Origin of the sequence: Zwartia lucis (assembly GCF_965234455.1) — a bacterium.
In the GTDB taxonomy this organism is placed as follows: domain Bacteria; phylum Pseudomonadota; class Gammaproteobacteria; order Burkholderiales; family Burkholderiaceae_B; genus Zwartia; species Zwartia lucis.
On the sequence record NZ_OZ248473.1, the window covers coordinates 314,214 to 328,067 of the forward strand.

Consider the following 13,854-nt stretch of genomic DNA (forward strand, 5'->3'; position numbering starts at 1 on the left):
TGGCCTTTTCTATCATTAGAATCTATGTCCTCTGTCAGTATCACGATTTTGACTGCAACCTACAATCGTGCAAATCTTTTGCCCCGTTTGTTCGAGTCTATATGTGTGCAAACCTATGAAGATGAAAAAATCGAATGGCTGATTATTGACGACGGCTCAAAAGACGAAACAACGACATTAGTTGAAAGCTTCATGCTTTCAGCCAACCTGCCCATTTCCTACATCAAAATTACTCATGGGGGCAAGCACAGGGCACTGAACGAGGGCTTTAAGCACGCTAAAGGAGATTGGATTTTTATCGTTGATAGTGATGACTGGTTTAACCCAAGGGGGCTAAATTTTATTCAATCTGCTGTTACGCAAGCTCAAAATATGGGTGCGAATATTGTTCAAATGACGTTAGTCGTGCCTAAAGCGCAAAAACAGTATTTATTTACTAAGCCTGGCCGAGCGCTGACGTTTGCTCAACGTTTTGTTCAGGAGCCAATCTTTGATCACTCAATCATTTTTAGCAAAGCAATGATGCGGTATCGATTTCCAGAATTCGAGGGTGAATTATTTATTGCAGAGTCAGCACTGATTTATCAAATGCTCAACGAGAAGGTCTATCTCTGTAACGATGCGGCAGTGTTTGCCGAGTACCAACCAAATGGTCTTTCAGCTAACATGCGTCGAAATCGCATGCAATCCTCTTTAGGCTCGTGCTACATATATCAACAAAAACTTCAATCAAATCCTTTAGCAAAGATTTACTTGCGCTCCTTGGCTAATTTTGGTCGATTTTGGTGGCATTCGATTTTAAGTGGCAAAAAGGCTTGCCCGCCAAAAAGCTTACCCCAATACTTAGTCATTCCTCTTTCATGGCCTTTTACGTTATTTGACATCTATAACTGTTTGCGCTGTGGCCATCACCCCTATCCCAGGGTTAAACACCACAAACCCTAAGTTAACCAGTCGTCCAATCGCTGCAAGCGAGCAAGCTCAGAGGTGTGTCGAGTAGTGATCGACTTAAGCATCTTTGGTAAACGATTTCGAAATAAATAGATCAAGTAATAACCGTAAACCTTTAAAGAACCTGTTGGTAGTCCATAAAAAGCAAAAATATATGCTCTTGTTGGAAAGACCTTATTAAATAGCAAAGAGATCTGTTGCAATATGCCATCTGCATTGACCAATCCACCTTTAAATCCAACCACACCTCTCAGTTTGTAATCGCGTAGCAGCAAGATTACCGCATCTTTTAGCATGGCATCAGAGGGAAATTTAACTGGCGTGCTTGGCCATATGATTAACGTTTGTGACCAATACCTCTCAACTATTTTAAGCACAAGAACACAGCCTGCTGTGATGTTTTCTCGTTGGGCAATCTCCCAGAACAATGGCCAATCTATATCTTGACCATCAAGCAGAAATGCAATGTCTGTGATCAATAATGGACCATTATCAAATCGATGATGATAAACAGCGTGACATATTAGATGTAACAGTAAATCTGTGGATGACTCGAAGCGAATTGCAACACTCGCAATGGGTCTTTCAATCGCTCTAGACCAGAATGCTTCATCTGCAGCCAAACCAAAGGCGGCATCATCTGAGCCAGAGAGGCTAGTGTGGATTTCTATGAGAATTCGAGAGGTCGGGTCGATCAACGCGGGTAAGTGATGCTTGTTTTTTGACGGGATCTTAGGGTTGTCTTGATACTCTAAAAGTCTTTGATATCCCTCATTTTTCAATAGTTCGTAAACTTCTAAAGCACGGTCTTCTGGCACCAAGATATCGAGATCACGCATCGGTCGTAATGCGCTCTGTGGGTAGGCATGAAACGCGAGGTAAGCACCTTTCAGAGCAATATAAGGCGTCTGATGTTGGCTTAACAGACGATGAATGTTGATGAGGCTCTGTTGTGCATTCAATGAACGAAAGGCTGCGGTTTTGAAGCTGGTGTCTATTGCTAGCTTTATGTGATCTGGCACGATCACGTCTTGGTGGTATTGGCTCAGCATATAGCGCAGAAGTGGGCCGAGCCGATGATCCTGCACTGACTGCAGAAAGGCGGCCTGAGCTTCTGGCTCCAAACAGGTCAACATTTGGGCGGATACATGCTGACTGGGTGACAACAGGTCGAGCAACAAGCTTTTAACCTGATCAGATTCAGTATCGTTCATTTTGTGTGATTCATAATATTTTGAATATCTTGCCATGAGCCTTGCTGAACGATGCGCCCTGCCTCTAGAACAATCACCTGATCGGCATGCTCCAGGGTGGGCAAACGGTGTCCAATAATGATCACGGTTAGATCACCATGTAGCTTTTCAATCGCATCACGCACGCGGGCCTCGTTATCTACGTCGAGGGCGCTTGTCGCTTCATCTAAAATTAGCAGGCTTGGGTGTTTGAGCAAAGCTCTGGCTAACGCAATACGCTGACGCTCTCCTCCAGAGAGTCGTACGCCACCGTCACCGACGACGGTATCTAAGCCCTGCGGAAGATTAAAGACGAATTCAGCGGCTGCCATTTGGAGCACACGCTGCATATCGTTATGCGTTGCGTTTGCATTTCCCCATAACAAGTTATTGCGGATGCTCTCGTGAAACAAGAATACTTCCTGAGGCACATAGGCAACCGAATGACGCCAACGCATACGTTCAGCGTCTGAAAGACTTATGCCATCAACCCGTACTTCGCCCTGATCAGGCGCTAATAACCCCATAACAACATCGGCTAATGTACTTTTACCAGCACCTGATGCGCCCATGATGGCCGTTGTTGTTTTGGCTGGAAAAGTCACTGAAACCTGGTTTAATGCGGGGGCATCTCGGCTTTCATAAGCGATTGTCACCCTCTCAAGGGTGATACCTTGCTGCACCGGCCAAGGGGAAGTTGACCCTATTTCGGGTTCAGCGGCAAGGCGGCAGTCTTTCAGCAAAGTCTGGGTTTCTTCGAGGGCTGGGAGTGCGTGCAAGCAATGATGAAATTGCTGCTGACCCGCGATGAAGAGCGGAATAATACGACTAAAAATCAGTACGAGCGTCAGCAACTCAGGAATGGGGGTTTGACTAAAATTCAAGCCGATATAAAGATAAGCGACCAGCAGAATAGCCCCACCGAGTTGGAAAAGTGCGCGAGACGCACTGGTACTCGACGCGAACCTAACATACTGATTCCGAACTTCGGAGACGGTATTTGCAAAGTGCGTTAGGTGAGTACGCTCGTTGCCGAGGATTTTAGAAAGCTTGATACCGCTGAGCGATTCCTGAACATAGCCTTGCAACGCACGGTTTGCTTGACCCATACTTTGCCCGAGATGAAGGGCAGCGCGACGTTGACCTGAAAGCAAGCCTAATACTATCAGGCCACTCACCAAGGCAAACAATGTCATTTGCCAAGACAAGGCAACCGCGACCGTAAGATAAGCTCCCAATGAAAAAAAGGTGACGAGCAAAGCCAAACCAAAATTAAGACCATTACCCACACGAGTAACGTCCGTTAGCAACAGACTCGCTTGATCGGATTTACGACTATTAATCAACCATCGCCATTCAACCCGCATAAGCGCAGCGAAACATTCCAAACGCAAGCGATCAACGATTTTGTGTTGCACCATCACGCTTAACTGGTCCCGCCCGTATTGAATTGCACTGCGCAAAGCAACCAGCACAATAAAGGCTGCTAAAACACCGCCGATGGACTGCGGAATGCCCAAGGTTTCAAAGACTTTCCAAAGTATCTGCCCGATACCTTGAGCCGAATGACCGCTGAGTAAATCTAGTAAGGGAACGAGTAATAAAATGCCCACGCCTTCAGTCAAACTAGCAAGCAGCATCAAGCCAAACAAGCTTAGCAACTGCCAAGGATTATGCTGTTTAATCAATGCGCCGTAGGAAAATAGAAAGTGCGTCAAGATTGTTCAGCATCTCGTTTATTTGATGCGAAACAACCCACAACGGTAAATTGCCCAAAGCTGTACCCGCCTGTAACGCGAATAGGCCCAGCTGCCACCCAAGCATGTGCTTTCATACCAACAAAGAATGTCAGCTACACGGCATTCGCACGCTTTACTCGGGTTTTGGTGGCGATGAAGTCGTGACCAACCCCGCGCATCACTTGCGATGGGAGCTGTTAGATCGGCATAGCTACGGTGCGCTATGGAACATATCGCCAGGCAACATGCTGACTCGTACTTTACGCACGGGCAGAACGGCGTTAATGAAACGCAAAAACCCTGCCTATAACCCGAATTTTCTGAAAGCATGGAACGCCCGCTGGCCCCATCAACTGCTGCAGCATCACATCGTTGAGCAGTTAAACTTGCATCAGGAGTACATGGAAACGGCTCGCTATGATGCCCCCTATCGCCGGATCAATGATTTTATTTTGAATCAATTACTCAAGATGCCCTATGTGGCGACACGATTCGAAAACTGCACGTTAATGGCAGCTGCCTATGGCGTGGAGTACCACTGGCCTCTGTGGGATGTGCGACTCGTGCAACAATATCTGTCAACGCCTAGCATTGAAAAAGTCGGCCCTAAAGGGATGGGCCGTTATCTTCACCGCCGCGCTATTAATGACATGGTTCCCAAAGCTGTGGCTTGGAAGCCGAGCAAAGATATGGGCTATGCTGCCACGATAAAAGATATGCAAACCAGAAATTTGCCCGTCATAGCTGAGCGTGCACGAGCCCTAGAAGCAGATTTACACAGTGACCTCCACTCGATCATTGATCGAGATAAGTTAAAAGCTCAAATCAAACAGGCGGTATCTGGTCAAACACAATTAGAGTTTGCCTTTACTTTTATGCGATCTATTAGCGCACTCCATCAGCTTGACCGCTGGCTTAAAAGTCACCCCTCTGATTCGTAGAGGCACCCTTGCCTACATATTTACAAAGTGAACGAGCAGATTCAGCCACTCGTCTTTAGAACGTGTTGCACTTCGTATTTGAAACCGCGAAATCGCGTTTGAGCTAAAGGGTAAGCTTACGCACCCTTCGCAAAAAAAATCTCGCGTATATTTCTCCACACCCGAGTCGGTAAGTCATGCCAAGGCCCGACTCGCCCTTGACGAATAGATTTCAAGACGCGCTGGTAAAAGTCTCGTGCTTTAGACAAACGCGCCAACGCTGGGTATCTAAGTCGGTCTTCGTAAAGAGTGTTTGTGTTGAAATCAGAAGCCACTCCAAACGCGCGCCCTAGATAGGTAAAGAACATGTTGGCCGGTTCAGACCAAGGCTTTTGATGCAAACATTGAAATGACTCTGACTTGAGGGCACTTGGCCCAGCTAGCATAAATCTTTCTACGAAATCATGTGTTTTCATCAGCGTCACTTGCCCAGCCAGAAACTGTTTTCCGCTCATGTACACGCATTGAATATAAGCATGCATGGCTTGATCGACTGGGTTAAGCACGCCTACTTTTTCCCCTTCCCACTCACGCCATTGAGTATGATTGAGCGCGGGACCCTCTGGTAGCAATGGTGAATATTTAGTCGGGACTACCGACGCATGAAACTCTAGGCGAGCTGACTCGCCATTTTTAAACAACGGAGGATAGTGATGCTCCCCTCCAAGCAATTGCCCGCCCTCCTCTGCCACAGACTCATAACCCAGTTCAGCAAGTTTTTTAAAGGCGGCATCATGTTGACCTCGATGCGGTATCCAAACATCTAGATCTAACATGGTACGAGGCGATTGCTGCCAATCGACGCGTAGTAAATGCGTGGCGCCTTTGAGCCACACGTGCACGATATCGTATCGATTCAAACATACAGTGACCGCCTTCACTTGCGCTCTGAGTCGGCTGTTTAACAGTACGTTAAGATCAAAAAAACCCTCTAGGGCTTGCCCGACTTCCTTTGGTACACAATCAAGCAATTGTTTTCGAATCAGTGCCCGATAAAGTAAGGGCAGCACCATACCCCGATGCGCTTGAGCCATGACCATATCCCAGTCTAATTGACCTGATTCGATCTCTTTGGCCACTGCTGCGCTGTCGACGAGCGGCGAGATAGCGGAGCACAACCAATAATGCGTCGCTAATTGATCGTCAGGTCTTTTAAACAAGCATTCACCTCTTCAAAGTGAGCGTACTCAATGGCGAAACACGGCAATCGGATTAATGCGTTTAAAGCATGGTCTATGGTTTGAATCGTGGGTGCGCCAAACATAGACAAACCCGCAGTGAGCAAACCTTGCAAACCCAAAGCAGGTCTTAAAGCCTGCACCTTGAGCGCTTGATCAGCCACAAAACGTGGCAGAATAATTGCATCCCAACTTGACGCTGTCTGATGGGTGGCAGTGTGGGCGATGGGTAAATATTTTGCTTCTTTTCCGCCATAGGTATAGGGAAGAACTGATAAATCAGCCAACTCAGAATAAAGTGGCAACAGTCTCGGCCAACTCCCTGACTTTAAACTGATTGCGGTCGGAAAGCGCAACAAACCTAACGACGGTGTTGACTGACCACCCTTGTTGAGCTCAATGGCCAGAATATCGTCACCGAGTAATTCCCAACCGGCCTTTGCCAACAAAGCTGAAAGCGTGCTTTTACCCACACCAGACACGCCCGCTAGGGCCAAACAACGCCCCTGCTTAACCCCTGCAGTATGTAGTGCCAACACCACGTCGCGCGCTGGATATGAGACGCCTATCATGGCTTCATACACCAGTCCCATTTCAAGACCTGCTTCAAGACGGCGCGATTGCTGATCACTACTGTCTTGCAAGACAATATGTTCATCCTGAATGGATACCGTCACCCAGCCAGCTCCCGAAGGCAGCTCGTCAAGCTTGGCGAAACCCTCACAAATAGCGATCAGTCGCGCAGCGAACCCTTGTGCTGAAGGATCAATCGCCACCTTAGTGGTAGAAGAGCGGATTTGAAGCTCAAACGCCTCATCTCCAAAGCAATAAAAACCTCGGTGAATCACGTGATCACACATGGGCTCATCGACTAATCTATTGATCGTATCTGAAGCGGGAGAAACCTGCTCATCAGGAAAAGAAAGACGCCACTTTTTCGTAGCATCACGAACGACCCAACCATACTTCAACCAGTTAGCCAAGCACACGTCGACATCACTTCGAGCCTGAGCCAGCGGCAAAGCGAACAATTCTGCATATTCTTTGACGATATTATCGTCACTGTTGGCGTCATTGGTGACGTCACTGAGCAATAACCAAATGGCAGCAGACGCAGGATTGTGCAACTCAATGTGTCTTTTTTTTAGGTCGCACGTCACGAGATGGTCGTCATACAACCAAGCACCGAAACTAGAGCTTTGCCCTAAGCAATGAAGAACCGAGTCATGTAAAGCGATACTCAAACTGTTAACCATCAGAAATTAGGCTAGGTGTAGGCATGAGCGGGTTTATGGGATAAAGCCAACACAGCGGGTATGGCGTATGCAGCGTACTTGCCAATTCGACTCAATGCCTTACGTCTGGCTTGCTTCTCATCTGCTATCGAGTCGTCAGACTCGTGTTCGGGTTGATTTAAATCAGTTTGATCAGTCGGTTGCATAAAATTAATCCTTAAGGTGGAACAGGGCCATCTGATGCAGCTGCTGGTTTGCTTGTCAAAGCCAAAACCGCAGGTATTGCGTATGCTGAGTACTTACCAATCCGGCTCAAGGCCTTTCGTCTGGCTTGCTTCTCATCTGCTAACAAGTCATCGGATTTCTGATCGGGTTGATTTGTGCCGGTTTGATCTGTCGATTGCATAAAATTAATACTTAAGGTTGAGTCTGAAGCCAGTTAACTGATTATCATTCTAACTGAACAGGCTGAACTAGGATCGCACCTATCTCCCCGCTTATGATCCTGAGTCAATTGGTTGTTAACCAGGAATTGAAGAAGGTCCTGCCTTGGCTGTCAAAGCCAAAACCGCAGGTACAGCGTATGCTGAGTACTTGCCAATTCGAATCAATGCGTTACGTCTGGTTTGCTTTTCCTCTGCTATCAAGCCATCGTATTTCTGGTCGGGGTGGTTTGTACCAGTTTGATCTGTCGGTTGCATAAAATTAATCTCAAAAGTTGTAAATTAAATATGGCTGCTATACCTAACTCCCATCTTAGCCTAACATGACACGTCCAATCGCTATTATCGGTGCCGGACTTACTGGCTGTTGTGTCGCTCTCGAACTCGCGCGTCGGAATCATGACGTTACCCTCATCGAACAAGACGTTTTACCAATGAGTCGCGCGAGTCTTCGCAACGAAGGCAAAATTCACTTAGGCCTTATCTATGCCAACGACAACACCCTTGAGACTGCTCGGCTTCAGCTAAGGGCTGCACTTCGCTTTAGCTCACTTCTTGAACTCTGGATTGGAGATCAACTGCAGTTGATCGGTGTTTCAACTCCTTTTGACTATCTCGTCGCGCAAGACTCTCTTCTTGAACCTTCTGCGCTAGCGTCTTTTTATGCACAAGTCGAAAATATCTATCAAGCTGAACTTGCCTCAGACGATTCCCTGACCTACCTGGGGCTTCGTCCCGAGCGACTGGCATATCAGCTTGCTCCGAATCAGATGGATGACGTATTTTCTCAATCGCTGATAAAGGGCGCGTTCCGCACGCAGGAGCGTGCAATTGATACAGAGGATCTTGCAACACAAATACGTCATGCAGTTTCTGCTAATAAAAAAATTACGTTTTTGCCCGAGCATGAAGTCCGTGGCATAGAACGTGCTGGCAGATCTTTCAACATTAAAGGAGTGGTGCACGATGTACCATTCTGCCTCGACGCGGAACAGGTGGTCAATGCATCGTGGGAACGACGCCTAGCCATAGATCAGACATTGGGCATCACCCCGCGGCCCAACGTGTTACACCGGCTCAAATACCGAGTGATTTGCCGAACTCCTGAAGCGCTTAAAAACGCGCCCTCGATGACCATGGTGATTGGACGGTACGGAGATATCGTCATCCGCCCTAATGGCACGTCCTACCTTTCGTGGTATCCCGCATGCCTGCAAGGTTGGACGCCAGAAGTGGCACCACCACGGACATGGGATGCGGCATGCCGCGGAGAACCCGATCCGAATGTTGCCGCAAGCGTTGGGGACGAAACAATCAGAGCGCTTGCCAGATGGGTACCAGCGATTGCTAGCGCCGAAGTACTAAAGGTGGATGCGGGGGCAATCGTTGCCGACGGCCGAACCGACGTCGACGACATATCAAGTGGCTTGCATCGTCGCGCGACCTCTGGAGTCTTTACCCTGGACGGCTATCACAGCGTGGACCCAGGTAAGCTCACAGCAGCCCCCCTCTTCGCGTACGAGGTAGCAGAACGTGTAGACCGCACAGCGCGTGGGGCGCACTAAATCATGAGCACAAGCGCTCCTCGCGTCACCGCCCTTGTAGCCGCCTACAACGCAAGCGAGTTCATCGAAGAGACGCTTCACTCCATCGCAAATCAGTCCTATTCCAACCTCGCTGTACTCATCTCCGTCGATGTCTCAGATGACGATACAGCGAGGCGTTGTGAGCAGTTCGCGCTTGCTGATCAGCGTTTTACAGTGGTGTGCCAAACGCAGCGTCTCGGATGGGTTCGTAACGCAAATGAACTGTTAAGAATCGCGCAGAGCGATCTATGCTTTTTCATTGGCCACGATGACCTGATCGATCAGGAATATGTGTCTACTTTAGTGACAGCTTTTGCTCAAAACGATCAGGCATCAATTGCGTACTCAGATATGACATTTTTTCATGCCGAAAGGCAAGAGGAGACCATTGTCTGCGAGGGCCTTGATGGCGTGACAGACCCTTTGACACGCGGGAGGGTTGTACTTCAGTGGATTCATGGTTGGTGGGCCAGTTACCGTGGCCTTTTCCGGCTGGACATTGCGCGGGCTGGGCCACCGCTACGCTCTCATCTCGGGGGTGAATATGCAGCAGACTGGCCATTCCTGATGTATTTCGCGCTACGAGGTGAGTGCATTAGAGTCCGCCGGGTACTTTATCGAAAGCGCTCGCATGCAGCCAGTCTTTCAAGTACTTGGAGTTACGGCCCTTTGCAACGGATGTGTGTATCACTATCCTGCGCTCAAGTCATTCTAGAGGCCGATCTCAAGAAAAAGACGACTGCAGTTCTACTGGCAATCCTTGCGGGTCGTTTGACTTACTTATTGCTGAGATTTTCTGCGGGGCGAGCGCTTCAACAATTACGAAAATTTCGAACAGCACTTGCAAGCTGGATAAGACATTGAACTGTCTGCGCCAAAAAAACTAATGTCTTTTATATCTTGTCGGGCTGTCTAATTTGGCACGGGAGGGTCAAGATCAAGAGTGCTTGCAGAAGCTGCCCTGTGCGTTAAAGCCAAAACCGCAGGTATAGCGTATGCCGAATACTTGCCAATTCGACTCAATGCTTTTCGTCTGGCTTGCTTCTCACCCGTTCTCAAGTCATTGGATGCCTGATCGGATTGGTTTGTACCAGTTAGATCTGTCTGTTGCATAAAAATAATCTCAAAAGTTATAAATTAAAGACAGCGAAACAACACGGACCACATCCTGCCTTAGCGGCTCGCGAATGATAAGTGCGAATTTGGGCACAGGAGTCATGGTTTATTTCAGATTCTATGTTGGGGTTGAAACCACCTAAATACGGATCATTGTTGCTTTAGAAAGTCGGCGTATGTTTTGGCCAGACCAGTAGACAAATGTTCTTGGGCTTGCCAGCCGAGGCTGTTCAGCCTTGAACTATCAATCAACTTGCGGGGGGTTCCGTCTGGCTTGGTGACGTCAAAGTCGATCTGACCGGTATAGCCCACCGTTTGGGCGATCGTTTGGGCCAATTCCGCGATGGTGACGTCAGAGCCGCTGCCCACATTGATGTAGCTTTGCATGGGCTGGGTGTGCTGCGCATACAAGGCTTGAGGTAGTTGCATGACATGCACACTGGCAGCTACCATGTCATCCACATACAAAAATTCGCGTCTAGGCGTGCCCGTGCCCCAAATTACCACGCGAGAAGCATTGGCCAATTTGGCTTCATGAAGGCGGCGTAAGAGCGCCGGAATAACGTGGCTGTTTTCTGAGTGGTAGTTGTCACCTGGGCCATATAGGTTGGTAGGAATGACACTGCGGTAATCCACACCATGGCTCTCACCATATTGGCGGTTGTAGCTTTCACAGAGCTTGATGCCTGCAATTTTAGCAATGGCATACGGTTCGTTGGTGGACTCTAGCGTACCAGTCAACAAGGCATCTTCGCGCATAGGCTGCTGCGCCATTCGGGGGTAAATACAGCTTGAACCTAAAAACAAAAGCTTTTTAACGCCGTTTTGAAAGGCGGCATGAATGACGTTAGCCTGTACCATAAGGTTATCGTAAATAAACTCAGCGGGGTAAGTATTGTTGGCATAAATGCCCCCCACCTTGGCCGCAGCTATATATACCTGATCGGGATTTTCTTGCTCAAAAAAAGCGTTCACTGCAGCTTGGTTGCACAGATCAAGCTCGGCATGCGTTCGACTGACGATACGCTCGGCAGGATGGCCTTGCGCCAACAGTTGACGCACGATGGCACTGCCCACCATCCCTCGGTGTCCGGCGACATAGATTTTGGGAAAGTTAGTCATTGGATAGAAACCTTTTGGCCATGGCCCATTCGTCAACTAACAAGAGTTTACAGATTGGACAATGAAACTCAGTCATTTCCATAATACTTCCTGAGTAGCCATGGAATAAGGTGAACATCGCAGTTTCCAGCAAAATGAATGGCTTTATTTTGCGCATAGAAATCAAGTAAGTTGATTGAATTATTTGGCGCTAGTTTTTGAAGCATCCAAATAGCATTCCAATCATTTGATAATTTCTCCCAGCAACTATTTTTTTGAAGTTCATATCCAATCATTGCTTGCTCAAAGTGGAACCCTCGTGGATGGTTTAATCCTTTCCTCACGGCTTCAATATAAATATCTTCTAGAATCCTTCTATGTATTTCAGGGTTAAAGATCATCAAACCTGTATTAAGGACGGATTTGGTTTTTAGATTTAGCCCCGCTAGAGCGTAATAATCCGTTGCCGATCTTTCCCAATTATTTAATTGCTGAATTTCTAATCTCACGTCTTGTGTCGGCTGCGAATATTCATCAGCAATATAAATATTTTCATTCTCAATCAAGAGATGAATTGGGGTCGCTGTTTTGATATTGAAGAGTATATCGGCGTCAACATAAACAATCTTTTTGTATTTTTGGCTAAAGTCTTGCGAGCACACAAGGCTTTTCTGAAGACTAATAAAAGAAGTATGTTGATTATTAATATCGAGAAAATCTGTTACGATTTTAAAATCGTACCCACATTTAGTAGCATAGGTTTTGTGATTTTCATAAAATAACGCCTTGTATCTTTTCTGATAATTTTCACCTATTGCAACTGTAATCAGTAAAGTGTCCATCGTTCAATCCTCGCGGATAGATTTAAATAAATTAAAAATTTTGAAAGCTGTCAAAAAATAGGGCTGTTGCACTCTGCTAATCGGTGACTCGGATCTTCCGGGGGAAACTGCAACCTAGAGCGTTAAGACTACTAGTGCCTTTTTATCAGATATAAATGACCAAAACGACATCTCCATCGATTCTGCACGTTTCAACCCATGCTGACATGGGTGGGGCTGCACGAGCAAGTGTCCGGATCGCGCAATGCCAAGTCCAACATGGACTCGATAGCGAACTATTATGCATGACCAGCACCGCCACTTCTGCTGTAGTGAAAAAATTTGAGCCGGTATCCATCAATGACAAACTGCATACCGCTCATAAGTTTTTACGAAGATCGAGAGCACCCTCTTACAAAGATTCATCGCTCTTGATTGGTGAGGATAGTGAGATGAGTGATGGTGTGCCTGGCTTGCTTTCACACATTAACGATTCAAGCAAACAAATTGTCAATCTGCATTGGATCAATGGCTTACTGTCCATCAAAGAGATCGGGGCCATTAATAAGCCTATCGTTTGGACTTTGCACGACATGTGGGCATTTTGCGGGTGCGAGCACTACACCACAGAGTCCCGATGGAGAGAGGGCTATAACGAGGGCAACCGACCTGCCCATGAACTTTCCTCCGATATAAACCGCAGAGCTTGGGATCAAAAACGTATGTACTGGTCAAGGCCGATGCATATCGTTACCCCGAGTCACTGGCTGGCCCAATGCGTCAGACAAAGTGCCTTGATGCGCGACTGGCCAGTATGCGTGATCCCCTACCCTATTGACACCGAATTCTGGACACCTCTGCCGCAATCCCTAGCCCGTAAACTGTTGGGCTTACCAGAGCGCGTTCCGATTGTGCTGTTCGGTGCCTTCGGCGCAGGCAGGGATCCACGCAAGGGCTTTGATCTTTTGCGGGATGCGCTAGAGAATCTGCGTGCCGACATCCCAGATCTGGAGCTAGCGGTCTTCGGCCAAGCTGGCGCTCACACCCTAACTGACCTTGGCTTACGCACACATTTCAGCGGTCATTTGAACGACGATACACGTCTGCGAGCCATGTATAGCGCCGCCGATGTCTTTGTGTTGCCGTCCCGCCAAGATAACTTGCCCAACACCGGTATTGAGGCATTGGCTTGTGGCACACCCGTTGTAGCCTTCAACACGGGCGGAATGATAGATATCGTGAAGCACAAAAAAACGGGCTTTCTATCAAATCCCTTTGACACAGACGATCTAGCAAAAGGAATCTCTTGGGTTCTTGAAAACTCGAAAACAGAAGGACTTAGAGAAAGGTCCAGAACTTTTGCGGTTCAGCAATTTTCTTGTTCATCAGTGGCTCCAAAATACGCATCAATATATCAAAGTGCTAGCCTTTGCCTATGATCTCAGCGCTGTCCCTAGCCCACCTGCATGCAC

At 47.6% G+C, this 13,854-nt stretch carries 13 protein-coding genes; 5 read left to right on the forward strand and 8 right to left on the reverse strand.

Translation table 11 applies throughout. The annotated features are described in order from the left end of the window. Positions 1-24: 24 nt before the first annotated feature. Complete coding sequence (locus AC8GE9_RS07920) at positions 25-945, forward strand: glycosyltransferase family 2 protein (RefSeq protein ID WP_506676612.1); 921 nt, start codon at positions 25-27, stop codon at positions 943-945. Here the strand turns inward: AC8GE9_RS07920 and AC8GE9_RS07925 are convergent. Next, positions 942-2,165 carry a nucleotidyltransferase domain-containing protein gene (locus AC8GE9_RS07925; protein WP_506676613.1) on the reverse strand — a complete coding sequence of 408 codons (1,224 nt, stop codon included), beginning with the start codon at positions 2,163-2,165 and terminating at the stop codon, positions 942-944. The genes AC8GE9_RS07920 and AC8GE9_RS07925 overlap by 4 nt on opposite strands. After that, positions 2,162-3,901 (reverse strand): ABC transporter ATP-binding protein, encoded by a 1,740-nt coding sequence (locus tag AC8GE9_RS07930; protein WP_506676614.1) that lies wholly within the window; start codon positions 3,899-3,901, stop codon positions 2,162-2,164. The genes AC8GE9_RS07925 and AC8GE9_RS07930 overlap by 4 nt, the downstream gene beginning before the upstream one ends. Positions 3,902-4,005: 104 nt before the next feature. Between AC8GE9_RS07930 and AC8GE9_RS07935 the strand changes: the two genes are divergently transcribed. Then, positions 4,006-4,863, forward strand: a complete 858-nt coding sequence (locus tag AC8GE9_RS07935) for an asparagine synthase-related protein (protein WP_506676615.1) — start codon at positions 4,006-4,008, stop codon at positions 4,861-4,863. A 116-nt stretch (positions 4,864-4,979) separates the two neighbouring features. On the opposite strand, the gene AC8GE9_RS07940 is transcribed toward AC8GE9_RS07935, so the two are convergent. From AC8GE9_RS07940 to AC8GE9_RS07955, 4 genes are all read right to left on the reverse strand, one after another. Further along, entirely contained in the window at positions 4,980-6,062 is a 1,083-nt protein-coding gene (locus tag AC8GE9_RS07940; RefSeq protein ID WP_506676616.1) for a nucleotidyltransferase family protein, read from the reverse strand. Then, positions 6,035-7,324, reverse strand: coding sequence for a hypothetical protein (locus tag AC8GE9_RS07945; RefSeq protein WP_506676617.1), 1,290 nt, complete (start codon positions 7,322-7,324; stop codon positions 6,035-6,037). The genes AC8GE9_RS07940 and AC8GE9_RS07945 overlap by 28 nt, the downstream gene beginning before the upstream one ends. Positions 7,325-7,347: 23 nt before the next feature. Next, a complete protein-coding gene (locus AC8GE9_RS07950) occupies positions 7,348-7,521 on the reverse strand; it encodes a hypothetical protein (RefSeq protein ID WP_506676618.1) in 174 nt (57 codons plus the stop codon). A 315-nt stretch (positions 7,522-7,836) separates the two neighbouring features. After that, positions 7,837-8,016: a hypothetical protein gene (locus AC8GE9_RS07955; RefSeq protein ID WP_506676619.1), complete on the reverse strand. Its 180-nt coding sequence runs from the start codon at positions 8,014-8,016 to the stop codon at positions 7,837-7,839. Between the two features lie 65 nt (positions 8,017-8,081). Between AC8GE9_RS07955 and AC8GE9_RS07960 the strand changes: the two genes are divergently transcribed. Continuing rightward, positions 8,082-9,323, forward strand: a complete 1,242-nt coding sequence (locus AC8GE9_RS07960; protein WP_506676620.1) for an NAD(P)/FAD-dependent oxidoreductase — start codon at positions 8,082-8,084, stop codon at positions 9,321-9,323. Positions 9,324-9,326: 3 nt separating this feature from the next. Further along, a complete protein-coding gene (locus tag AC8GE9_RS07965) occupies positions 9,327-10,208 on the forward strand; it encodes a glycosyltransferase family 2 protein (protein WP_506676621.1) in 882 nt (293 codons plus the stop codon). Positions 10,209-10,610: 402 nt separating this feature from the next. Here the strand turns inward: AC8GE9_RS07965 and fcl are convergent, their stop codons facing one another. Continuing rightward, complete coding sequence (gene fcl / locus AC8GE9_RS07970) at positions 10,611-11,582, reverse strand: GDP-L-fucose synthase (RefSeq protein WP_506676622.1); 972 nt, start codon at positions 11,580-11,582, stop codon at positions 10,611-10,613. A gap of 68 nt (positions 11,583-11,650) precedes the next feature. After that, positions 11,651-12,403 (reverse strand): glycosyltransferase, encoded by a 753-nt coding sequence (locus tag AC8GE9_RS07975; protein ID WP_506676624.1) that lies wholly within the window; start codon positions 12,401-12,403, stop codon positions 11,651-11,653. Between the two features lie 155 nt (positions 12,404-12,558). Here AC8GE9_RS07975 and AC8GE9_RS07980 point away from each other — a divergent pair, with 155 nt between their 5' ends. Next, a complete protein-coding gene (locus AC8GE9_RS07980; protein WP_506676625.1) occupies positions 12,559-13,821 on the forward strand; it encodes a glycosyltransferase in 1,263 nt (420 codons plus the stop codon). Positions 13,822-13,854: the final 33 nt, after the last annotated feature.

Bases quoted from the DNA above. Each gene is read 5' to 3' on its own strand.
- AC8GE9_RS07920 (WP_506676612.1), top strand. From the start codon at position 25: ATGTCCTCTGTCAGTATCACGATTTTGACTGCAACCTACAATCGTGCA.
- AC8GE9_RS07925 (WP_506676613.1), bottom strand. From the start codon at position 2,165: ATGAACGATACTGAATCTGATCAGGTTAAAAGCTTGTTGCTCGACCTG.
- AC8GE9_RS07935 (WP_506676615.1), top strand. From the start codon at position 4,006: ATGTGCTTTCATACCAACAAAGAATGTCAGCTACACGGCATTCGCACG.
- AC8GE9_RS07950 (WP_506676618.1), bottom strand. From the start codon at position 7,521: ATGCAACCGACTGATCAAACTGATTTAAATCAACCCGAACACGAGTCT.
- AC8GE9_RS07955 (WP_506676619.1), bottom strand. From the start codon at position 8,016: ATGCAACCGACAGATCAAACTGGTACAAACCACCCCGACCAGAAATAC.
- AC8GE9_RS07960 (WP_506676620.1), top strand. From the start codon at position 8,082: ATGACACGTCCAATCGCTATTATCGGTGCCGGACTTACTGGCTGTTGT.
- AC8GE9_RS07965 (WP_506676621.1), top strand. From the start codon at position 9,327: ATGAGCACAAGCGCTCCTCGCGTCACCGCCCTTGTAGCCGCCTACAAC.
- fcl (WP_506676622.1), bottom strand. From the start codon at position 11,582: ATGACTAACTTTCCCAAAATCTATGTCGCCGGACACCGAGGGATGGTG.
- AC8GE9_RS07975 (WP_506676624.1), bottom strand. From the start codon at position 12,403: ATGGACACTTTACTGATTACAGTTGCAATAGGTGAAAATTATCAGAAA.
- AC8GE9_RS07980 (WP_506676625.1), top strand. From the start codon at position 12,559: ATGACCAAAACGACATCTCCATCGATTCTGCACGTTTCAACCCATGCT.